General features: G+C 50.6%; 21 protein-coding genes. 8 read left to right on the forward strand and 13 right to left on the reverse strand.

Annotated elements, in window-relative coordinates; all coding sequences use genetic code 11:
* The first annotated feature begins 184 nt into the window (after positions 1-184).
* Positions 185-922, forward strand: coding sequence for an orotidine-5'-phosphate decarboxylase (gene pyrF / locus D9736_RS18795; protein WP_130258925.1), 738 nt, complete (start codon positions 185-187; stop codon positions 920-922).
* The gene (gene yciH / locus D9736_RS18800) at positions 922-1,248 is read left to right on the forward strand and encodes a stress response translation initiation inhibitor YciH (protein WP_064527234.1); all 327 of its coding nucleotides are present in this window, start codon (positions 922-924) and stop codon (positions 1,246-1,248) included. The genes pyrF and yciH overlap by 1 nt, the downstream gene beginning before the upstream one ends.
* Before the next feature lie 125 nt (positions 1,249-1,373).
* Here the strand turns inward: yciH and osmB are convergent, their stop codons facing one another.
* The 4 genes from osmB to pdeR form a co-directional block, all read right to left on the reverse strand.
* Entirely contained in the window at positions 1,374-1,592 is a 219-nt protein-coding gene (gene osmB, locus D9736_RS18805) for an osmotically-inducible lipoprotein OsmB (protein WP_000498252.1), read from the reverse strand.
* A gap of 266 nt (positions 1,593-1,858) precedes the next feature.
* A complete protein-coding gene (locus tag D9736_RS18810) occupies positions 1,859-2,608 on the reverse strand; it encodes a DNA-binding transcriptional regulator YciT (RefSeq protein WP_130216058.1) in 750 nt (249 codons plus the stop codon).
* Between the two features lie 93 nt (positions 2,609-2,701).
* On the reverse strand, positions 2,702-2,875 hold the full coding sequence (gene yciZ, locus D9736_RS18815; protein WP_130208833.1) for a protein YciZ: 174 nt from the start codon (positions 2,873-2,875) through the stop codon (positions 2,702-2,704).
* 148 nt (positions 2,876-3,023) lie between these two features.
* The gene (gene pdeR / locus D9736_RS18820; protein ID WP_130258926.1) at positions 3,024-5,009 is read right to left on the reverse strand and encodes a cyclic di-GMP phosphodiesterase; all 1,986 of its coding nucleotides are present in this window, start codon (positions 5,007-5,009) and stop codon (positions 3,024-3,026) included.
* A gap of 53 nt (positions 5,010-5,062) precedes the next feature.
* On the opposite strand from pdeR, the gene D9736_RS18825 reads away from it, so the two are divergent.
* Positions 5,063-5,185: a hypothetical protein gene (locus D9736_RS18825; protein WP_130208829.1), complete on the forward strand. Its 123-nt coding sequence runs from the start codon at positions 5,063-5,065 to the stop codon at positions 5,183-5,185.
* A gap of 63 nt (positions 5,186-5,248) precedes the next feature.
* Here D9736_RS18825 and D9736_RS18830 read toward each other — a convergent pair whose 3' ends face one another.
* From D9736_RS18830 to fabI, 3 genes are all read right to left on the reverse strand, one after another.
* The gene (locus D9736_RS18830; RefSeq protein ID WP_130216062.1) at positions 5,249-7,183 is read right to left on the reverse strand and encodes an exoribonuclease II; all 1,935 of its coding nucleotides are present in this window, start codon (positions 7,181-7,183) and stop codon (positions 5,249-5,251) included.
* Between the two features lie 67 nt (positions 7,184-7,250).
* A complete protein-coding gene (locus D9736_RS18835; RefSeq protein WP_130258927.1) occupies positions 7,251-8,378 on the reverse strand; it encodes a CMD domain-containing protein in 1,128 nt (375 codons plus the stop codon).
* A 143-nt stretch (positions 8,379-8,521) separates the two neighbouring features.
* Positions 8,522-9,310, reverse strand: a complete 789-nt coding sequence (gene fabI / locus D9736_RS18840) for an enoyl-ACP reductase FabI (protein WP_000506490.1) — start codon at positions 9,308-9,310, stop codon at positions 8,522-8,524.
* A gap of 514 nt (positions 9,311-9,824) precedes the next feature.
* On the opposite strand from fabI, the gene D9736_RS18850 reads away from it, so the two are divergent.
* The 5 genes from D9736_RS18850 to D9736_RS18870 all read left to right on the forward strand — a co-directional run bounded on the left by D9736_RS18850 (position 9,825) and on the right by D9736_RS18870 (position 17,317).
* Positions 9,825-10,388 carry a TetR/AcrR family transcriptional regulator gene (locus D9736_RS18850; RefSeq protein WP_130258928.1) on the forward strand — a complete coding sequence of 188 codons (564 nt, stop codon included), beginning with the start codon at positions 9,825-9,827 and terminating at the stop codon, positions 10,386-10,388.
* Between the two features lie 151 nt (positions 10,389-10,539).
* On the forward strand, positions 10,540-11,661 hold the full coding sequence (locus D9736_RS18855; RefSeq protein WP_130258929.1) for an efflux RND transporter periplasmic adaptor subunit: 1,122 nt from the start codon (positions 10,540-10,542) through the stop codon (positions 11,659-11,661).
* Positions 11,661-14,768 carry an efflux RND transporter permease subunit gene (locus D9736_RS18860; RefSeq protein ID WP_165383171.1) on the forward strand — a complete coding sequence of 1,036 codons (3,108 nt, stop codon included), beginning with the start codon at positions 11,661-11,663 and terminating at the stop codon, positions 14,766-14,768. The genes D9736_RS18855 and D9736_RS18860 overlap by 1 nt, the downstream gene beginning before the upstream one ends.
* Positions 14,769-14,771: 3 nt before the next feature.
* Positions 14,772-16,145, forward strand: coding sequence for a TolC family protein (locus D9736_RS18865; RefSeq protein WP_130258930.1), 1,374 nt, complete (start codon positions 14,772-14,774; stop codon positions 16,143-16,145).
* A gap of 8 nt (positions 16,146-16,153) precedes the next feature.
* On the forward strand, positions 16,154-17,317 hold the full coding sequence (locus tag D9736_RS18870; RefSeq protein ID WP_130258931.1) for a multidrug effflux MFS transporter: 1,164 nt from the start codon (positions 16,154-16,156) through the stop codon (positions 17,315-17,317).
* Positions 17,318-17,369: 52 nt separating this feature from the next.
* Here the strand turns inward: D9736_RS18870 and sapF are convergent, their stop codons facing one another.
* From sapF to D9736_RS18900, 6 genes are all read right to left on the reverse strand, one after another.
* Positions 17,370-18,176, reverse strand: coding sequence for a peptide ABC transporter ATP-binding protein SapF (sapF, locus tag D9736_RS18875; RefSeq protein ID WP_000573415.1), 807 nt, complete (start codon positions 18,174-18,176; stop codon positions 17,370-17,372).
* 1 nt (position 18,177) lies between these two features.
* Positions 18,178-19,170 (reverse strand): peptide ABC transporter ATP-binding protein SapD, encoded by a 993-nt coding sequence (gene sapD / locus D9736_RS18880; RefSeq protein WP_130258932.1) that lies wholly within the window; start codon positions 19,168-19,170, stop codon positions 18,178-18,180.
* Positions 19,170-20,060 carry a peptide ABC transporter permease SapC gene (gene sapC / locus D9736_RS18885; RefSeq protein WP_130208813.1) on the reverse strand — a complete coding sequence of 297 codons (891 nt, stop codon included), beginning with the start codon at positions 20,058-20,060 and terminating at the stop codon, positions 19,170-19,172. The genes sapD and sapC overlap by 1 nt, the downstream gene beginning before the upstream one ends.
* On the reverse strand, positions 20,047-21,012 hold the full coding sequence (sapB, locus tag D9736_RS18890; RefSeq protein WP_130258933.1) for a putrescine export ABC transporter permease SapB: 966 nt from the start codon (positions 21,010-21,012) through the stop codon (positions 20,047-20,049). Before sapB ends, sapC begins: the two co-directional genes overlap by 14 nt.
* On the reverse strand, positions 21,009-22,652 hold the full coding sequence (gene sapA, locus D9736_RS18895) for an ABC transporter substrate-binding protein SapA (protein ID WP_130208811.1): 1,644 nt from the start codon (positions 22,650-22,652) through the stop codon (positions 21,009-21,011). The genes sapB and sapA overlap by 4 nt, the downstream gene beginning before the upstream one ends.
* A 312-nt stretch (positions 22,653-22,964) precedes the next feature.
* Positions 22,965-23,210 (reverse strand): YmjA family protein, encoded by a 246-nt coding sequence (locus tag D9736_RS18900; protein WP_130208809.1) that lies wholly within the window; start codon positions 23,208-23,210, stop codon positions 22,965-22,967.
* Between the last annotated feature and the right edge of the window lie 40 nt (positions 23,211-23,250).

The following is a 23,250-nucleotide window of genomic DNA, read 5'->3' on the forward strand; positions in this document are numbered from 1 at the left end:
AAAATCGACTTTAGTTACAACATACTAATGGTTGTTATCAACAAATGTGCTTCGGTAACGCCTGCATGGAAAAGCCTGACAGGGGAGAAATCGCAACTGTTAATTTTTTATTTCCACGGGTAGAATGCACGCCGTTTACCTTTTTCGCGCCACTTCCGGTGCCCATCATCAAGAAGGTCTGGTCATGACGTTAACTGCTTCATCTTCTTCCCGCGCTGTTACGCGTTCTCCCGTCGTTGTTGCCCTTGATTATAATAATCGTGATGCTGCGCTGGCATTTGTCGACAAAATCGACCCACGCGATTGTCGTCTGAAAGTTGGCAAAGAGATGTTTACGCTGTTTGGGCCACAGTTTGTCCGTGAACTGCAAGAGCGTGGTTTTGATATCTTCCTTGACCTGAAATTTCACGACATTCCCAACACAACAGCGCACGCCGTGGCCGCAGCGGCTGACTTAGGTGTGTGGATGGTGAATGTTCATGCCTCTGGCGGGGCGCGTATGATGACCGCTGCTCGTGAGGCGCTGGTTCCGTTTGGCAAAGACGCGCCGTTGTTAATAGCGGTAACTGTGCTGACTAGCATGGAATCAAGCGATCTGGCGGATCTCGGCGTGACACTGTCACCAGCGGATTATGCAGAGCGTCTGGCGGCGCTGACACAAAAATGTGGTCTTGATGGCGTGGTGTGTTCTGCCCAGGAAGCCGTTCGTTTTAAACAAGCGTTTGGTCAGGACTTCAAACTGGTTACGCCGGGTATTCGTCCGCAGGGGAGTGATGCTGGAGACCAGCGCCGTATTATGACGCCAGAACAGGCGCTGGCAGCTGGGGTTGATTATATGGTGATTGGTCGCCCGGTGACGCAATCTGCGGATCCAGCGCAAACGCTGAAAGCGATCAACGCCTCGTTACAGCGGAGTGCATAATGAGTGATTCCAACAGCCGTCTGGTCTATTCAACGGAGACTGGACGTATCGATGAACCGAAAGTAGCCCCTGTACGCCCTAAAGGTGATGGCGTTGTGCGTATTCAACGTCAAACCAGCGGTCGCAAAGGTAAGGGTGTTTGCCTGATTACTGGTGTTGATCTCGATGAAGCTGAACTGATAAAGCTAGCGGCAGAACTGAAGAAAAAATGCGGCTGCGGAGGGTCAGTAAAAGAAGGAATTATCGAAATTCAGGGAGATAAGCGTGATTTATTAAAATCAATGCTTGAAGCGAAAGGCATGAAGGTAAAACTCGCCGGCGGTTAACAAAAAAAGCCACGAAAATATTCGTGGCTTTCGTTTATTTTACTGTGTGTATTATTCAGTTATTTCGTACTGAACAGAGTTAAGCGTATTATAATTGCGAGTCGCTAATCGACATTTATTTACGATTATTTACCGACCTGGTGACCGATAATACCACCGACTGCTGCACCGCCTAACGTACCCAGCGTGCTGCCATCAGTCAGTACTGCGCCACCTAAAGCACCTGCACCCGCACCGATTGCGGTATTACGATCTCGTTTAGACCAGTTAGAACAGGCACTCAGAGACATAGCCAGCGTAATCGCCAGAACAGCCGCGGTCATTTTTTTGCTCGTTACAAACATAATACTCTCTCCTGAATTTATGATTCACGGAAGTAAGCTCTCTTTAACTATAATAGTTAAGACGCTTTCTGAAAAAGTTATTTTCCGTGAAATCCTCTCGCGCAGGGTTATATCACGCAGGTGACAGTCACTTCCTGTTATATCGCTAATGTTAAGTTTACAACTTTGAAGTTTTAAGGACAGGTAAATAGTCTTAATTAACAACCAGGAATCATCTTAGAGCGGATGATTTGCGAAAGTGCAAATCATCCGTAGAGGAGGGGAAATTAATTGTTGATGACGTGAACCGTCAGTCTATTATGCTCAAGATGCAACAGGTGGCTTGCAGGTATCTTCGAGTCGGTAATGACCCGTTTGATTTTCTCAACAGGGCCGATGGAGTAAGAATGTACGGCACCAAATTTTGAGCTGTCCGTCAGAACTATTGCTTCGCACTCTTTTTCCAACACGGCATTGACTACGTCGGTACGCATCATGTCGCGTCCAGTAAATCCAGTTTCAGGTTGCCAGCCATCAATACCAATAAATGCCTTACTGAAATGAACCTGCTGGATACACTGACGTGTCAGGGGGCCAACCATGCTTTCGCTTTTTTTCTGGTACACGCCACCAAGTAGAATGACTTCACAGGGCGCGTCTTTCAACAAATGCGCAATGTAGCTGCTAACCGTAATGATGGTAACATCTTTCTTCTGTTCGCCTAACGTGCGAGCCAGAAGGGCATTGCTGCTGCCATTTTCAATAAAGATAGTTTCACCTGACTGAACCAGAGAGGCCGCAAACTCGGCAAGTTCACGCTTCAACGTATAATTACTCATCATCCGGGTTTCAACATCATCGCTATCAAGCGAAACTGCAAAACCATGCGCGCGGCGCAGATAACTCAGTTTTTCGAGGGTGTTGAGATCCTGGCGAATAGTAACTTCAGAAACACCCGTGGCTTTTGCCAGTTCGGTTACGCTAACCTGACCCTGGTCAATGACCATCTGTAGAATTGTTTGTTGTCGGGAATTCATCGCTGTAATTCTTATAACGTTATAATATTCAATAAAAAAGCTGACGCGCCTGGCATCCTTTTCTGCTAAATGGAAAGCCTGAAAGCACGACTGTTAAATCTCCCACGGTGCCTTCGGGATGTCTGGCGTAGATGCAGCAACCTGGCGCAAGAGTTCTGCTTTTAGTATCTCGAGATTATGGATCGCAGAGTGGTGATCGCCCGCCACAAGGATATCTAACACAATATCAATACGTTCGGCAACGCGCTGGGCATCAAATTCAGACATGAGGGTATCCTTATGGCAAATAAAGGCAAAAATGAATAATGCAAAAATTGCCACTAAAAGAGAAGCGTATAGTGGCAAAGGCCAATTTTCATTCGAGAAAATGATATGTGATAAGATTATATATCGCTAATTATATACATTCGTCTCTTTATAAGCGTTTCAGGTAACGTTTAAACCAACGTTCAAAGGCCACAGCAGGCATTGGTTTGGCAAACAAAAATCCTTGCCTCTCATTGATGCCGTTCTTGGTTAAAAAGGCATCTTCTTTTGTGCTTTCCACGCCTTCGGCGATGACTTGCAGATTCAATGCCTGGGCGACGGCGACAATCGCACGCACTAATGACTGCGAGACAGGTTGTTTGTGAATATTACGGACAAAAGCCTGGTCAAGTTTAATCGCATCAATGGGAAAGCGGGCCAGTTGCGAAAGCGAAGAGTAGCCGGTGCCAAAATCATCCAAATGCACTTGTGCGCCTAACTGACTAAATTGCTGGATAACGGAGAGGGCGAGTTCATCATTTTCTATCAGACAGCTTTCAGTTAACTCGATATCAATAGGGCAGTATTCAAAATTCAGTTTTTGAAGAACCTGCTTCAGATCGGTAAAAAGAGTTTGATCGGCAAACTGGCGCGCAGAGATGTTCACCGCTACCCGCAGATTAATGCCTTTATCACGCCATTTTGCCACCTGACGCACCACATCGAGAATCACCCAACGTCCTAATGGAACAATTAGTCCAGACTCTTCTGCATAGGAAATAAAGTCTAACGGGGGAATGAGTCCGCGTTCAGGCGACTGCCAGCGCACCAACGCTTCCAGGCTTCGTACTTCACCGCGCCAGGTGATTTTCGGTTGATAATGAATCACTAACTGATCGTTTTCCAGCGCCTTACGCAGGTTGGTATCAAGCCAAAGATATTCGAAAACCCGTTGGTTCATTTCTGGCGAAAAAACACAGAACTGTCCGCGCCCACCTTCTTTTGCGGTGTACATTGCGGTGTCGGCATGGCGAATAATGGCTGCGCTGTCCATACCATGTTGTGGCGAAAGTGAAATACCGACGGAACAGCCAGTATAGACTTCAATTAAACCAATGCGGAAGGGTTGGCGAAGCCGGGTTAAAATACGCGATGCCATCGCTTCCAGTGCGCTTTGTGATGTATTGGGTGCCAGTACCAGAAACTCATCCCCGCCAGGACGCGCCAGCACCTGATCCTGTTCAAGGCAGCTTAAAATGGCCAGTGACACCTCACGTAATAACTGGTCGCCAAATAAATGCCCGTAAGCGTCGTTTACCTTTTTAAAATTGTCTAAATCAAGATATACAACACCAACCTTACAGTCGTTAGCTTGATCAATGGCATGATCGATTAACGCCTGCATGGCGTTACGATTCGGTAGTCCAGTGATGCTGTCGGTATTTGCCAGTATGCGAAGTCGTTCCTGGGCGCGACGCTCTTCGGTAATATCGGTGCCGGAACAGATTAAATAGATCTCATTTTTGCCGCTACCGCTGTGCACAAATTTGTTGCGAAACAGAAATAGCCGTTGACCTTTGCGCGTTGGTATCCAGAGCTCAATTTCATAAGCGTTACCACTGCGAAAAAAGCCGCGGTTATTGCGGCTGGATGCTGCAGCTTCACGACGGCTCATAAACAGCTTAAATACGCTTTGACCAATGACATCGTGCTCTTTGAAACCTGTGTATTCTTCACATAATCGGTTAAACCGTTGGATATTTCCCCGGCTGTCAAGAATGACTATCGCGGAATGAGCTTCAGACACTACCTGTTCAGCAAAAGAAAGCCCATGCGATAAATCGCGGGCTACTGCAAGTGTGTCATGCCATGCAGACGCGTTGCCGCCCCATTCGCGCTTATTGATTTTTCGTCCAACCAGATGCACAGAAAGATCGCTCTCATTGACGGTCAGACTCATCATCAAGCTGGAAGTGATGACCGTCATTTCCCTGATGCGAGCAGCCTGTTCGGCAGATAACTGCAAAGTACGTTCAGGTTCTGTGGTTTCGGTGGTGGAAAAGCGCAAAACATCGCTGCTTTCCGATAAACGCCAGTATGGATTGTGCGATCCGAGAAAGTTGTACAACGTTGTGGACTCCCTAACTGTTTTCATGAAGCGTGTCTTCCGGTTAACAGCGGAGTTCGCGATTAAAAGAAAGGTCCAACATGAATTACATAAAATTAGCGACGGCTAAACGTATTGTTTTATTTATATATTTATTTGTAATCCAGTTTTGGAAAAACGCCAGTTTACAAACGAAAGTCTGTGAAAAAAATCTGGGGGGATAAAAATGAATGCGGAGACGAGTCAAGTAAACGGCCCATCCGTAATGAATGGGCCGCAAAAGAATATTACGCTACCGGACGAGCAATAATGCTGCGAGTTTCCATACGAACTTCGGCAATAGTGACGTCGATAACATCGGTTACCTTGTAAACCGTTTCACCTTTAATTTGCACGGTGCCATTTTCCTGACTGCAAACCAGTTCGTCGCGTACGGCGTGTAAGAATGGCGCAGGAATAAAAGCGATAGCGCCATTATCAACCAGACGCACGCGCATGCCGCCACGGCTGATATCGACAATTTCTGCCGCAAAACGGGTGTCGGTCCCGGCTTTGTCTTTCAGGAAGCGTGCGTATAACCAATCACCGACATCACGTTCCGCCATCCGGTTGAGACGACGACGCTCGGCCATTTGAACGGTGATCTCATCCTGCGGACGCGTCGCCGTTTCGCCTTTGATGACCGCTTTCAGCAGACGATGGTTGATCATGTCGCCATACTTACGGATTGGTGAGGTCCAGGTGGCATACGCTTCCAGGCCGAGGCCAAAGTGAGGGCCTGGTTCAATGCTGATTTCGGCAAAGGACTGGAAACGACGAATACGGCTGTCGAGGAAACCGGTCGGTTGCGCATCCAGTTCGCGACGCAGCTTGCAGAAACCATCCAGCGTGAGCACTTCTTCAGCATCGACATGCAGACCGTGCGTTTTTAGCAATGCTGCCAGCGCTTCAGCATTTGCCGGATCAAAGCCCATATGCACGTTATAGATGCCAAAACCGAGCTTATCGCGCAGTACGCGGGCCGCACAAATGTTAGCGGCGATCATCGCTTCTTCGACAATACGGTTGGCAATGCGACGAGGCTCGGCGACGATATCCAGCACTTCACCTTTTTCACCGAGAATAAAACGGTAATCCGGGCGATCTTTAAACACCAGTGCATGGTTATGGCGCCACTCGCCGCGACGCTGACAAATTTGCGCAAGGAGGCGAATTTGTTCGGCAATGGCCTCATTTTCTGGCTGCCAGTCGCCGGTGTTTTCCAGCCAGTCGGAAACCTGGTCATAAACCAGTTTCGCTTTGGACTCGATAGTAGCGGCAAAGAACTCGATATTGTCTTCAATGGTGCCATCTGCGGAGAGCGTCATCCGACACGCCAGTACCGGGCGAACTTCATTGGCGCGCAGTGAGCAGAGATCGTCGGAAAGCTCACGCGGCAACATTGGGATGTTGAAACCTGGCAGATAGTTGGTGAATGCACGAACTTTTGCCGCTTTGTCCAGTTTGCTACCTTCTGCAATCCACGCGGTTGGATCGGCAATCGCCACGATCAGTTGCAGTTTGTCATCCGGGAGCGCCTTCGCGAAGAGGGCGTCATCCATATCTTCCGTGCTGGCGCTATCGATGGTGACAAAATCCAGTGCAGTCAGATCTTCGCGCACCAGACCTTCGTCGAGCATTTCAGTAGCAACGCCGTTCGGCGCTTCTTTTTCCAGGTTATGACGCGCCAGAGTTACCCACCACGGCACGAAGTGATCGTCGCCAAAAGTGATGTACTGCGTGAGTTCTGCATAGAAAGAACGATCGCCTTTCAATGGATGACGGCGCATTTCGGCAACTGCCCAGTCGCCTTCTTTAAATTCATGTGTCAGGCCACGGGCTGCGCGGCAAGGAATGGCATCTTTCAATAATGGATGATCAGGGACAATGGCCAGACGGTCATTCTTGCCCTGAACTTTACCCACGAAGCGGGTTAGAAAAGGTTCAACCAGTTCTTCTGGTTCGGCAGATTCACGATCTTTTTCGCTGTGGATGACTGCGATAATTCTGTCGCCATGCATAACTTTTTTCATTTGCGGCGGCGGAATGAAATAACTTTTTTGTGCATCGACTTCCAGGAAGCCAAAGCCTTTTTCAGTGGCTTTTACCACCCCTTCAGCGCGGGGCGTCTGGGAATGCAGTTGCTGTTTAAGCTGCGCTAGCAGCGGGTTGTCCTGAAACATAATTGTCTATTTTGGTGGCCATTAGAGCGGCTGACAGTTTTACGCGATTCTGTCTGACGCAGCAAGGTTAATATGTTTCACCCAACGCGATTTTTAAGCGATTGATCCAGCCACAAAGCCCGCTCCATACCAACAAATTAATAACCTGCGTTGATGATATTTCGTGTTCGAGTAATGGGCTGAACTGGGCGGCGCTAAAGCGATCGGGTGCTCGGGTCAGCCATTGTATCGCCTGAACGGTAGCGCGCTCAACACAATGGCTATCAGCCCACCGATTAATTTCATTTTCGCCCTGACGTAGAACGAGGATTGCCTCTTTATATTCTGCTGTTGAATATGTTTGGCTAGCGAAGCAAGCGGCGCTGCCATTAATCCGCGCGGTTAACAACGTCGCAAGTTGATGGTTGGTTTTGGCGCTAACCAATGTGCTGGCGAATAGCTCCTCAAGGCGTGAAAGTAGAGCGGGGTGAAGATTGAGTATTTCGGTCAGTTGGCTGAGTTCAACCGACGAACTATTCACCGCATCTTCAGGTAATTTTTCTACGGCGTAGCAGGTACGCCAGCGAGTTGATTCATTCGCAAACAGTGAGGCATCGGCGTAGTTTTGCATCTCCAGACCGGGTAGCCAACGAACGGGTTGCTCGAGATAAGCCTGCAATGTGGCAATCACTCGCGCCTGAAAACCGACAAAGCCAATAATTTGGTTAATGAACACACAGTCCCAGGCGGTAAGGCCGACATCTTTAAGATGCTCACGGGACCGACCGTCGATAATAGATGGAGAGAAGGCCAGTTGGCGGGCATATTGTGTGATTTGCGCCAGCCGATGATTACTTTCCCTGGAGGGATCCGGTCCGGGAAGTGGTGTCAGGCGCGCGGAATAGTAGTTGCACAACCGCTGGACGCCGCAGACCTGAGCAACAGTCAGGGCTGTAGACAGGCGTTCATAAGCGGTGAATGTCTGCAAGCGGGTCACGGCCAGCTGATCCGGGAACAACGCTCCGGCGAGTGCACGTGCGGGTGCCAGCCATGACTGAAAGGGGGCCAGCGTTTGTTCCTCAAGAATCACGTCGAGCAAAAAAGGGTCGTTGACCTTTGCGGCTTCGGGTACAAGTGGCAGAACGTTATGCTCTGAAGTGCTGGATTGGATTTCATGATACCAGTGGCTTTTGCCTGAACTATGGCGTTGTTCCATGGGCGCTCCTTGGTCATAACGGAAATCGTTATCCTGACGCAAGGCGGGAAGGGGAGAAAGACGGATCGGCGATAACAAATATCAGAAAGGTATAACAGAGAAAATGGGCGGCAGAACGCCGCCCATCTTGACCAACAGAACGATTATTTCAGTTCCAGTTCGTTCATTGCAGCGATGCTGAAACCGCCGTCAACGTGGACCACTTCACCGGAGATACCGGCAGAGAGATCGGAACACAGGAACGCTGCGGAGTTACCCACATCTTCGATGGTAACGGTACGACGAATCGGCGTAACGGCTTCGCAGTGTGCCAGCATTTTACGGAAGTCTTTGATGCCGGAAGCGGCCAGCGTACGGATCGGACCTGCGGAAATGGCGTTAACACGCACACCTTCCGGCCCCATTGCGTTGGCCATATAGCGCACGTTAGCTTCCAGAGACGCTTTAGCCAGACCCATAACGTTGTAGTTCGGGATAGCGCGCTCAGCGCCCAGGTAGGAAAGGGTCAGCAGAGCAGAGCCCGGATTCAGCATGGAGCGGCAAGCTTTTGCCATTGCAACGAAGCTGTAGGAGCTAATGTCGTGGGCAATTTTGAAGCCTTCACGCGTTACGGCGTTAACATAGTCGCCATCCAGCTGATCGCCAGGTGCAAAACCAATAGAGTGTACGAAACCGTCAAATTTCGGCCAAACTTTACCCAGTTCAGCGAACATGGTGTCGATGCTGGCATCTTCGGCAACATCGCACTGCAGAACGATGTCAGAACCTAATTGAGCGGCAAATTCTTCTACGCGGCCTTTCAGTTTGTCGTTCTGGTAGGTGAATGCCAGTTCAGCTCCTTCGCGGTGCATCGCCTGAGCGATACCGTAGGCGATGGACAGTTTGCTGGCAACACCAGTTACCAGAATGCGCTTACCGGAAAGAAAACCCATAGCTTTAATCCTTATTGTTGATGCTTGTTGTGCCTGAAAATCAGGCGATTCGTCGTTTTAGTAAACAGTACGAACAGATAAATGGTTATTATAATCAACCTGGCTGTGGGTGGCTATAGTTGCGCTTTCTGTACCGGAGAGAATCAGCAGTCCAGAGCATTTTGCGACGCCTGCGAGGGGCCGATTGTGGAAATATCTTATAGCGTCTGGCTTTAAAACTATTCGTATTACTTCCGGTAAGTTTGATGATAAAACAGACGCGGATTTATCAGGTCCGGCGTTTGTTGTGTCATCGACGATTAATAATCTGGCGACAACAAGTCGCGGTCTTATCTCTGACAAATAGCCCCCAATTTAATATTGTCAACTATCTTCACAGAATCTCCACAATCTCTTCATTATCAGAATATACACCATGAATAAGATAAAAATACTTTCCCTCACTTTGGAGAAATGTATAATTGGCAAAAATGAGAACGATCGTTCTCACTAAGTGGAAGGACAGCAGACAGAAATGACCAGCAAGATGGAGATACGTCACAAACAGCGTCAGGATGAAATCATCAACGCCGCCCGTCGGTGTTTTCGTCGCTGCGGTTTTCACGCCGCCAGTATGTCGCAAATTGCCAGCGAAGCTCAACTTAGCGTGGGTCAGATATATCGTTACTTCGCCAATAAAGACGCCATTATTGAAGAGATGGTTCGCCGTATCATCGACTTTCGTATTGCCCAGATGGACATTGACGCGCGTACCGATCACTTCCCGGAAGTTCTTGCTTTGCGGAAATCCTTAAATGAGGACGACGACGCGTTGATGCTGGAAGTGGCTGCAGAAGCCACACGCAACCCACGGGTGATGGCGATGCTCGAGGAAGCTGACGCCAGAATGTTCGCTAACGGTTGTGCACATATGAAAAGAATGCATCCCCATCTTAGCGATGAGCACATTCGTTGCTGCGTTGAAGTGCTTGCCACCATGATGGAAGGTACGGTTTATCGTCGCTTAACACCGCAAAAAAGCGATCCCCAACGTCTGCAAAAAATATATCAGGACATTGTTAGTATGTTGATAAATTAATAAGAAAAGAATTAACCGATAGTGGGGGATATTAATCCCCCTTATTTCATTGCGAAATTCATTTCGCGATGCGGGTTCGTTATATCTGAATATCCCTGACATATCCTCATTAATTTTAATGGGGAGGGTATTGTTCACCCTGGAGAAAATAATGAAGTATATAGCAACGTCTGTAGTGGCAATGCTACTCTTATCTGGTTGTGATAATACGCAAAATAACAATTCATCCCCGTCGGAAACAGAAGTGGGCGTTGTTACGCTCAAATCTCAACCGGTTTCGGTAGTCAGTGAATTAACCGGACGCACCAGTGCGGCACTCAGTGCTGAAGTACGTCCGCAGGTTGGGGGAATTATCCAGAAACGCCTATTTACTGAAGGCGATTTAGTTAAGGCCGGACAACCATTGTACCAAATTGATGCGGCCAGTTATCGGGCGGCATGGAATGAAGCCCGGGCAGCATTACAACAGGCACAGGCACTGGTAAAAGCCGATTGCCAGAAAGCGCAGCGTTATGCCCGACTGGTGAAAGATAACGGTGTCTCACAACAGGATGCTGATGATGCTCAGTCTACCTGCGCACAAGATAAAGCCAGTGTTGAAGCGAAAAAAGCCGCACTGGAAACCGCGCGCATTAATCTTGACTGGGCCACGGTAACCGCGCCGATTTCGGGGCGTATTGGCATTTCGTCGGTGACCCCTGGCGCACTGGTGACCGCGTCGCAGGATACAGCGTTAACGACTATTCGTGGTCTGGATACAATGTATGTCGACCTCACTCGCTCCAGTGTCGATTTATTACGTCTGCGTAAACAGTCACTGGCGACCAACAGTGACACCATGAGCGTCTCACTTATTCTGGAAGATGGCACAACCTACAGCGAAAAAGGGCGTCTGGAACTCACCGAAGTCGCTGTGGATGAGTCTACCGGCTCGGTGACATTACGGGCGATTTTCCCCAATCCACAACAACAGTTATTACCAGGCATGTTTGTTCGCGCCCGTGTTGATGAAGGCGTGATGGAAGACGCTATTCTCGCGCCTCAACAGGGCGTCACGCGCGATGCTAAAGGCAATGCAACTGCGCTGGTGGTGAATAAAGACAATAAAGTAGAGCAGCGAACGCTCGAAACGGGAGAAACGTATGGTGATAAATGGCTGGTGCTGAACGGCCTGCATAACGGCGACCGACTGATTGTTGAAGGTTCCGCCAAAGTCACTTCAGGGCAGACCGTCAAGGCTGTTGAAGTTCAGGCTAATGGAGGCAACGCCTGATGTTTTCGCGCTTTTTTGTCCGCCGTCCGGTCTTTGCCTGGGTTATCGCCATTTTGATTATGTTGGCGGGTATTCTGGCCATTCGCACATTACCCGTCGCGCAATATCCTGACGTTGCGCCGCCGACCATTAAAATATCAGCCACTTATACCGGTGCTTCAGCCGAAACGCTGGAGAACAGCGTGACCCAGGTTATCGAACAGCAACTCACCGGGCTGGATAATTTGCTCTATTTCAGCTCAACCAGCAGCTCTGATGGTTCGGTCAGTATTAATGTGACCTTTGAACAAGGTACCGATCCCGACACTGCACAGGTTCAGGTGCAGAATAAAATTCAGCAGGCGGAGTCGCGCTTACCGAGTGAAGTGCAGCAAACTGGCGTCACAGTGGAAAAATCACAAAGCAACTTTTTGCTGATTGCTGCCGTGTATGACACCACTGACAAAGCCTCCAGTTCGGATATCGCCGACTGGTTGGTCAGTAACGTTCAGGACCCGCTGGCGCGCGTTGAAGGTGTGGGGAGTCTGCAAGTCTTTGGCGCAGAATACGCTATGCGCATCTGGCTCGACCCGGCCAAACTGGCGTCTTACTCGCTGATGCCTTCAGACGTGCAAAGTGCTATTGAAGCGCAAAACGTGCAGGTTACTGCCGGGAAAATAGGGGCATTGCCTTCACCGGATACTCAGCAACTGACCGCAACGGTACGTGCGCAGTCTCGTTTGCAGACGGTGGATCAGTTCAAAAATATTATCGTGAAAAGCCAGTCAGACGGCGCAGTTGTTCGTATAAAAGATGTGGCTCGCGTTGAGATGGGCAGTGAAGATTATACCGCTATCGGCAAACTTAACGGTCACCCGTCTGCCGGGGTTGCTGTAATGCTTTCGCCCGGTGCGAATGCGCTGAATACGGCGACGCTGGTCAAGGATAAAATCGCAGAGTTTCAGCGGAACATGCCGCAGGGATACGACATCGCATACCCGAAAGACAGCACTGAATTTATTAAAATCTCCGTAGAGGACGTAATTCAGACGCTTTTTGAAGCCATCGTATTGGTGGTTTGCGTGATGTATTTATTCCTGCAAAACCTGCGTGCCACACTGATTCCGGCGTTAGCTGTCCCCGTCGTTTTGCTGGGCACATTCGGCGTTCTTGCGTTGTTTGGCTATTCGATTAATACCCTGACGTTGTTTGCAATGGTGCTGGCGATCGGCTTGCTGGTGGACGATGCCATTGTGGTAGTGGAGAACGTCGAACGCATTATGCGTGACGAAGCGTTGCCCGCGCGTGAAGCCACGGAAAAATCAATGGGCGAGATTTCTGGCGCACTGGTTGCTATTGCGCTGGTGTTGTCAGCCGTATTCCTGCCGATGGCCTTCTTTGGGGGATCTACGGGAGTAATTTATCGTCAGTTTTCGATAACCATTATCTCCGCAATGCTGCTTTCCGTGGTGGTGGCATTGACCTTGACTCCCGCGCTGTGCGGTTCCGTCCTCCAGCATGTTCCGCCGCATAAAAAAGGCTTTTTCGGCGCATTTAACCGCTTTTACCGCCGTACTGAAGATAAATATAAGCGAGGCGTAATTTATGTCCTGCGCCGTGCTGCCCGAACGATGGGTGTTTATGTCGTGCTGGGTGGCGGAATGGCCCTGATGATGTGGAAACTGCCGGGCAGTTTCTTACCCACTGAAGACCAGGGCGAAATCATGGTGCAGTACACGTTGCCAGCTGGGGCGACCGCAGCTCGTACAGCAGAAGTGAATCGCCAGATTGTTGACTGGTTCCTGATTAACGAGAAAGCAAATACCGATGTCATCTTTACCGTTGATGGTTTCAGTTTTAGTGGCAGCGGACAGAATACCGGGATGGCGTTTGTCTCGTTGAAAAACTGGTCACAACGTAAAGGGGCAGAAAATACCGCCCAGGCTATCGCCTTACGGGCAACCAAAGAGTTGGGGGCAATTCGTGATGCAACGGTATTTGCCATGACGCCGCCTGCAGTTGATGGTCTGGGGCATAGCAATGGCTTTACGTTTGAATTAATGGCAAGTGGTGCGACTGACCGCGAAACCTTGCTTAAAATGCGTAATCAGTTGATTGAGCAGGCTAATCAAAGCCCTGAGCTGATTTCTGTACGTGCCAATGACCTGCCGCAAATGCCGCAATTGCAGGTAGATATCGATAACAATAAAGCCGTATCGCTGGGGTTGAGCTTAAGTGATGTCACCGACACGCTGGCAAGCGCGTGGGGCGGTACTTATGTGAATGACTTTATTGACCGTGGTCGTGTGAAGAAAGTCTACATTCAGGGCGACAGTGAATTTCGTTCTGCGCCGTCAGATTTAGGAAAATGGTTTGTGCGCGGTAGCGATAACGCCATGACACCGTTCTCTGCTTTTGCCACTACGCGTTGGATCTATGGCCCGGAAAAACTGGTGCGCTACAACGGTTCTGCGGCCTATGAAATTCAGGGCGAAAACGCGACTGGCTTTAGTTCCGGCGATGCAATGACAAAAATGGAGGAACTGGCAAACAGTCTTCCTGCGGGAACAACCTGGGCCTGGAGTGGTTTGTCATTGCAGGAGAAACTGGCCAGCGGTCAGGCATTAAGTCTGTACGCAGTCTCTATTCTGGTGGTTTTCCTCTGCCTTGCAGCCCTGTACGAAAGCTGGTCAGTCCCGTTCTCGGTCATTCTGGTGATCCCACTGGGGCTTCTTGGCGCGGCGCTGGCGGCCTGGATGCGTGATTTAAACAACGATGTTTACTTCCAGGTGGCGCTATTAACCACTATCGGCTTGTCGTCGAAAAACGCCATTCTGATTGTTGAATTTGCTGAAGCGGCACTTGCTGAGGGCCATTCCCTGAGTCGGGCGGCATTACGCGCGGCGCAGACTCGTCTACGCCCAATCATCATGACCTCGCTGGCGTTTATTGCGGGGGTAATGCCGCTGGCGATGGCGACCGGCGCAGGTGCGAACAGCCGTATCGCCATTGGTACGGGCATTATTGGCGGTACGCTGACCGCTACGTTGCTGGCTATTTTCTTTGTTCCTCTGTTTTTTGTACTGGTGAAACGTTTGTTTGCCAGTAAACCGCGCCGTCAGGAGTAAGTTATGTTGCGTCGTTCTCTTATTTTTCTGGTGCTGTTGAGTGCGGGATGTGTCTCGCTCGATCCCCACTACAGCACGCCTGAATCCCCAATCCCGGCGACCTTGCCGGGAGCACAGGGCCAGGGAAAGGCAATCAGCCATGACTGGCAGCAGGTGATCCACGATCCCCGATTGCAGCAGGTGGTGACCATTGCTCTGAACAGTAACCGCGATGTGCAAAAAGCGATAGCTGATATTGACTCCGCACGGGCGCTCTATGGGCAAACTAATGCGTCGTTATTCCCGACGGTGAATGCGGCCTTAAGTTCGACCCGCAGTCGTTCGCTGACGAATGGTACGGGAACCACTGCCGAGGCTGACGGCACGGTGTCCAGTTTTACGTTAGATCTGTTTGGTCGTAATCAGAGTTTATCTCGGGCGGCGCGGGAAACCTGGCTTGCCAGTGAATTTACAGCCCAGAACACCCGTTTAACGCTGATTGCTGAAATCAGCACTGCCTGGCTGACCCTGGCGGCTGATAACAGCAATCTGGCCCTGGCAAAAGAAACGATGGCCAGTGCAGAAAACTCATTGAAAATTATCCAGCGCCAGCAACAGGTTGGCACGGCGGCAGCGACAGATGTCAGTGAGGCGATGAGTGTTTATCAGCAAGCGCGCGCCAGCGTTGCCAACTATCAGACACAAGTGATGCAGGATAAAAATGCACTGAACTTACTGGCAGGTACAACGCTTGCGGAAAATCTGCTACCGGGAACACTGGAAAGCCTGCCGGAACAGATGATAAGCCTGGTTCCTGCGGGAGTGTCATCTGACGTTCTGCTGCGTCGCCCGGATATCCAGGAAGCAGAACATAATCTGAAGAGCGCCAATGCCGATATTGGCGCCGCGCGGGCTAACTTTTTCCCGACGATTTCGCTGACTGCCAGCGCTGGTGTTGGCAGTGACGCATTGTCATCGCTGTTCAGCCACGGAATGCAGATCTGGTCATTTGCGCCATCGGTAACATTACCGCTGTTCACCGGCGGTAGTAATCTGGCGCAGCTTCGTTACGCAGAAGCACAAAAGCGTGGACTCATTGCCACCTATGAAAAAACCGTTCAGAGCGCATTTAAAGATGTCGCTAACGCACTGGCGCGGCGGACCACGCTTGAAGAGCAACTGGATGCACAGCGCCAGTATGTTAAAGCTGAACAACAAACGGTCGATGTTGGCTTGCGTCGCTATCAGGCGGGTGTTGGTGATTACCTGACCGTGTTGACGGCACAGCGCAGCTTGTGGAGCGCACAGCAGGAGCTGCTGGCATTGCAACTGACTGATTTTACGAACCGGATCACGATCTGGCAGTCGCTGGGCGGCGGCATGTCATCACTCAAGTAAGGAATAGTATGGCTAGAGTCTCTCTTTCATGGGCGTTGATTCTTGGTCTTTTAGCCGGTATCGGCCCGATGTGTACCGATCTTTATTTGCCGGCATTGCCGGAGATGTCTGAGCAACTGGCGGCAACCACGACCATAACGCAATTAACGCTGACCGCATCACTGATCGGTCTTGGCGTCGGACAACTGTTATTTGGCCCTCTGAGCGACAAAATAGGGCGTAAACGTCCGTTAATCTTGTCGTTGCTATTGTTTATTGTTTCTTCCATTTTGTGCGCGACAACGAACAATATTTACTGGCTGGTGGTCTGGCGTTTTATTCAAGGGATCGCAGGGGCGGGTGGTTCGGTGCTCTCTCGTTCTATTGCTCGTGACAAATATCAGGGAGTAACGCTGACCCAGTTCTTTGCGCTGTTAATGACGGTGAATGGCCTGGCACCGGTGTTGTCGCCAGTGCTGGGCGGGTACATTGTCAGCACGTTTGACTGGCGCACTTTATTCTGGGTGATGGCTGAAATTAGCACCGTACTGTTGCTGGGCTGCCTGTTATTTATCAATGAGACATTGCCAGAAAATAAAAGGGGCTCATCATTGCTATTAACCGGACGAAGCGTGGTGCAGAACCGCCGTTTTATGCGCCTTTGCCTGATTCAAAGTTTTATGCTGGCAGGTTTGTTTGCGTACATCGGCTCTTCGTCGTTCGTGTTGCAGAAGGAATTTGGCTTTAGTCCAATGCAATTTAGCCTGGTGTTTGGCCTTAACGGCATCGGACTTATCATCGCTTCATGGATCTTCTCGCGCCTGGCGCGACGAGTTAACGCGATTATATTGCTGAGAGGTGGCCTGATAGCGGCAATTTTGTGTGCATTGCTCACGGTCTTATGCGCATGGATACAATTACCCATTCCGGCACTGGTGGCATTATTTTTCACCATCGCATTTTGTAGCGGCATCGGCACTGTTGGTGGGGCAGAGGCTATGAGTGCAGTAGGGACGCAAGAATCTGGAACGGCGTCTGCGTTGATGGGGATGAGTATGTTTGTCTTCGGCGGTATAGCCGCGCCATTGTCGGGGCTTGGCGGAGAAACACTGTTAAAAATGAGCCTGGCAATTACGGTGTGTTATACGCTGGCATTGCTGGTTGCTTTCACCAGAATCGACAATCAAAAGTAATGAATACCTCATTCTGACGGGGATTTCCCCTGTCAGAATGAGGTACCGAATACTAACGATCTTTACGCCACGCATCCGCCGTCAATGCTTCGCCAAAGTGGCCGGAAATTAGCCGTTTGGTGAGTTCGTGCAGCGGCGATGCCAACACATCCGCAGTGCTACCGCGTTCGACAACTTCTCCCTGATGCATGACCAGCACCTGGTCGCTGATGTGCTTCATCATTCCGATATGCTGGGTAACATAAATATAAGAAATACCCTGTTTCTCTTGTAGCTCCAGCATCAGGTTAATTAGCTGCGAACGCATCGACATATCCAGCGAGGCGAGGGCTTCATCGGCAATAATCACTTTTGGGCGCAATATCAGCGCGCGCGCCAGACCAAGACGCTGTTTTTGCCCGGGGGCCAACATATGCGGATAGTAACTGACGTGATCCGGTAGCAGCCCAACCATACGCATCGTTTCAATAATCTGTTTGCGGCGCTGTTCCGGTTCCAGGTCGGTGTTCAGGCGCAGTGGAAAATCCAGAATTTGCGAGATACGTTGACGGGGATTCAACGAGGTCGACGGATCCTGAAATATCATGCGAATACGCTGGCTTCGGAAGGAATAATCGCCAAAATGCAGCGGATGATCGTCAATCAATAACTCGCCGCTGGTTGGCTCAATCATTCCTGCCAGCATCTTTGCCAGCGTCGATTTACCGGAACCGTTCTCACCAATAATCGCCAGTGTCTGGCGTTCACGCAGCGTAAAGCTCAAGGGTTTTACCGCTTCGACTGTCTGGCGGCGAAACCAGCCGGTCCTGTAGCGGAACGTTTTGCTTAAATTACGCACTTCGAGCAGAGTTTCTATCATCTCACTCTTTCTCCATGTTCAGCGGGAAATGACAGGCATAGAGATGATTTTTCGCTCCCATCAAACGTGGCGTCACAATGCATTCTCGTTGTGCATAAGGGCAACGCGGCCCCAGACGACAACCAATCGGTAATTGTTCCAGCAGCGGGATTGCGCCCGGCAGGGTATTGAGGCGGCTTTTATGCGGCATCGCACTGCCAAAGTCCGGTATTGCCCGGATTAGTGCCTGGGTGTAAGGATGATGTGGCATTGTCACCAACTCCTTACTTGGCGCGCTTTCCACTGTCTGGCCACAATAAAGCACGTTGATTTTATCCGCCCATTGGCTAAGCATTTGTAAGTCATGGCTGATAAGCAAAATAGTGGTGTTGCTGTTTTGGTTGAGACGCGTCAACAGGCGGAAAATTTGCGCCTGCGTTGTTGGCTCCATCGAGTTGGTCGGTTCGTCGGCAATCAGCAGACGCGGTTGATTCGCCAGTGCGATGGCAATCATCACTTTCTGGCATTCACCTTCGGTCAACTCGTACGGGAAACTGCGCATCGCATCTTTATGATCTTTAATCCCCACGCGGTGTAGCAACTCAATGGCGCGACGTTTGCGCCAGCCAAAACGCTGCCACCAACGGCCTTTATAGGTCCAGGCCGGGATGTTCTGCATCAACTGGCGACCCACACGTTCTGAAGGGTCAAGACACGATTGCGGTTCCTGAAAGATCATCGACACGTTGTGTCCAACCAGTTTGCGCCGTTCGCGTGCGGAGAGACGCAGCAAATCGATATCATCAAAACGCATTCGGTCAGCGGTAACACGCCAGTTATCTTTATTCACCCCACAAATCGCTTTCGCAATCAAACTTTTGCCGGAGCCGGATTCGCCAACAAGACCGCGAATCTCGCCTTCGGTTAAGGTCATACTCACGCGGTCGACGGCTTTAACCCACTCATCACCGGTTTTAAATTCAATGGTCAGGTTACGAATATCCAATAATGGCATTATTCCACCCCCGCAATAATCGCACGACGAACGCCATCGCCAAGGAGGTTAACCAACAACACGCTAATCATAATTGCCGCGCCAGGAAGCATTACGGTCCACGGGGCGACATAAATCAGTTCCAGCGCATCACCGAGCATCGCTCCCCATTCAGGCGATGGCAGTTGCGCGCCGAGGTCAAGAAAGCCCAGCGCGGCGATATCGAGAATTGCCATCGACAATGCGCGAGTGATCTCGGTGACCAGTCCGGCGGTGATGTTAGGCATTACCGCAAACCAGAGAATATTCAGCGTCGTTGCGCCATCCAGACGGGCGGCGATAACGTACTCTTTTTCCAGTTCGTCATGAACCATGCTGTAAATCGAACGTACCATACGCGGCAGCAGTGCCAACCAGACGGCAAACATGGCGTGCGATAAACTCGGTCCGGCAAATGCTACTACGATAATCGCCAACAGCAGGGACGGAATCGCCAGCAAAGTATCCAGAATATGGTTAAGCACCGCTGAGCGCAGACCGTGCGTTGCCCCGGCGAAGGTGCCAAGTACCAGACCACAAATCGTCGCGGCGAGCGTCACCACAAATGCGCCCCCGACGGTAGGTGCTGCGCCACTCAATAAACGGCTTAAAACGTCGCGTCCCAGGTCGTCGGTCCCAAGGAAGAACGAGACTTCGCCATAGCGTGACCATGACGGCGGCAACAATTGATAACCAAGAAATTGCTGGTCGATGCCGTAAGGCGCAAACCAGCTACCAAAAATACACAGCACCGCCAGCCCCGCGCAGCCGTACAGGCCGACCATCGCAGCGGCGTCTCCATAGAATTTGCGCCAGGCAGTACGCAGCGTGCCCGGCGGGCGCTTCTCGCTGTATACGCTATCGTAAGGCATACCATTCCTTATGTTTCAGAGGGTTAGCCATGGCACCCAAAATATCAGATATCACGTTAATAATAATGACCAATGAACCGCACACCATCACTCCGGCGGAAATGGCTGCGTAATCCTGCTGGCGGATGGCGTTAATTAACCAGCGCCCTAAACCCGGCCAGCTAAAAACCATTTCGGTGATCATCGCCAGCGTCAGCATGGTGGAAAACTGCAAGCCCAGGCGAGGAATAACCGGAGGTAACGCGTTATGCAGCACGTGGCGACGCAAAATAGTAAAGCGCGACAAACCGCGAGTCGCCGCCGCTTTCACATAGTTTTGGTCATAGACTTCGATGGTGCTGATACGCATCAATCGGATCACTTCAGTTGTTGGCGCAACCGACAGGGTGATCACCGGTAGCACCATATGGCGAAGTGCGCTCATGATCATTTCGTCTCGCCACGGTGAGTCCGAAAGCCAGGCATCAATTAACGCAAAGCCGGTATTCGGTTTCACTTCATAGAGCAGATCGAAACGCCCTGAAACGGGCAGCCAACCTAGCGTGAGTGAACAAAACAGCGTCAACAGAAGCGCCAGCCAGAACACCGGGATGGAAAAGCCCAGCAAGGCGATGGCGTTGATCAAGTTATCCTGCCACTTATGGCGTGTAATCCCGGCAATCATGCCCACCGGGATCCCGACAATCAGCGCAAAACCGAAAGCGAGGATGCACAACTCCATCGTTGCCGGAAAGACTTCTTTTAACTGTTCGGCAATAGGCTGGCCGTTAATGCTGGAAACACCAAAATCCCAGTGGATCAGGCCATTAAACCAGAACACCCAGGCATTCCACAGTGACGCGCCTTGTAACGGCGCGTGTGGCGTGAAATAGCTCAAACTGAAGCCAACAAAGGTCAGCAGGAACAAGGTGACGATTAATAACAAAATACGACGTAAGGTGAAGATAATCATGGTTTTTTCACCTCTTCTTGCTTCTCGCGATACACCCCCGCGAAGGAGGCGTTACCGAACGGGCTCAGTACCAGACCTTTAATATCGTAACGGTAGGCCTGCAAGCGCAGTGATGAGGCCAGCGGCAGAATGGGCAGTTCCTGCGCCAGAATGCTTTGCGCTTCATCATAGGCTTCAATACGCGCCGCCAGTTGCTGCGAGGAGAGGGCATTACGCAACACACTGTCGAATTTCGGATCGCACCAGTGGGCAAGGTTGGTTTGCGAGTGAATAGCCGCGCAGCTCAGTAACGGACGGAAGAAACTGTCCGGGTCGTTACTGTCCGTCGCCCAACCAGATAACGTCAGATCATGGCTCATATCCATCAACCGCGCCTCCTGAAAACGACCTTCTACCGGCACAATCACCACTTTCACGCCAACCTGCGCCATATCCGCCTGAATCAGTTCGGCGGTTTTCAGCGGACTGGGGTTCCATGCCTGCGATCGTGTCGGTACCCACAGTTTCAGCGTTAAGTTTTCCAGCCCCAACGCTTTCAGTTGTTCGCGCGATTTCGCTGGGTTGTATTCAGTAATTTTAGCCTCGTTGTCATAAGCCCACGAGGCGCGCGGTAAAATAGAGGCCGCAGTTTCAGCCGTACCATAATAGATGGATTGCATCAGGCGCTGGTTATTGATAGCCAGTGCCAGCGCATGGCGGACAGCGGGATTATTTAGCGGAGGTTTGGCGGTGTTAAATGCCAGATAGGCGACGTTCATCCCCGGGCGCAGCGTTAAACGCAAACGCGGGTCGTCGCGCAAAATGGATAACTGGCTGGCGGCAGGCCAGGCCAGAACGTCGCATTCACCGGTCAGGAGTTTCGACAATCGTCCGGTGCCGCCGGAGCCTAAATCCACCACCACCTGCGGCATCAACGGTTTGCCACGCCAGAACTCATCATGACGTTGTAAGCGAATATATTGCCCGGCGCGGTATTCCGACAATTGATACGGCCCGGTACCGACCGGTTGACGGTCGAGTTGTTCCTGGCGATCTTCTTTCTCTAATTTCTGGGCGTATTCTGCAGACATTACCGACGCATAGTGGGTCGCCAGGTGCCATAAGAAGGATGCATCCGGCTGGGCGAGACGGAACTCAACGGTGTGATTATCCAGCTTGCGGACACTTTTAACGTTATCGGCAAATTGCAGACTGTCGAAATAGGGGAAGTTACTGCCGTTGACGTTATGCCACGGGTTATTGCGGTCAAAAATCCGTTGGAAGGTAAACACCACATCATCGGCATTCATTTTGCGAGTGGGAGTAAACCAGGCGGTTTTTTGAAACGGGACATCGCGACGCAGGTGGAAGCGATATGTCGCGCCGTTGTCGAGCACTTCCCAGCTTTCGGCAAGTTCCGGCATCAGGCGATAGGTATACGGATCGACATCCAGCAGTCGATCATAAAACTGGGCGGCAAGGGTATCGACAATTAACCCACTGCTCGCTTTGGATGGGTTAAAGGTGTTGACTTGCCCGCTGACGCAATAGACAAAACCGCTGTCGCGGATATCAGCATGCGGGGGGGATTCAGGCGCGGCTATTGCCTGACCACTCACAAGTCCAGCAATCACCAAAAGAGACGATAATACCTGGCGCATAATATTAAGGGATTTTATGTAAAGAGGCTATCTTACTAATATTTAATGACATTTGCCATTACCGTTTGTGTTCAGGGGTCGTAATGAGGGCCGTGTGGTTGGTCGTTGAACAGGTGGTGTCGCCATCTGTTCAACATTCGTACCCGTGATTTCTCTATAACTATAACTCACAGAACAACTTAGCGAAGAGCAGAGCGGTACGATCGTGAGAAACCCATTAAAGCAGGCTGCGGTGCGTGTCATTTATAGCCGGATGCGCCGTGAACGCTTTATCCGGGCAACGATACTGACCGAGCGTCTGCAATTAAATAATTATTCATTACCCCATTGATTCAAAAACTCTGCGATTTCATCAATGCGCGCGGGATTAATCCCCGCCTCAGCGGCCATGTCATGCTGGGCTTCTTCGCTGATCTCTTCATTGTTCATCAAACGGGTGAGTAGTAACTGGAAGTAGTGGGCCAGCGGTGTGCGTTCTGCGTCTGCGACAGGTTCTGCGCATTCAGTCGCGTATTCATCGGCAATATCGAAATATTTTAATGGGATATCGTGGTTCATTGTTTGCCCCTGGAGTTAATGCGCTAAGCATAAGGGCGGA

Source organism: Escherichia sp. E10V10, assembly GCF_004211985.1.
Lineage (GTDB): Bacteria > Pseudomonadota > Gammaproteobacteria > Enterobacterales > Enterobacteriaceae > Escherichia.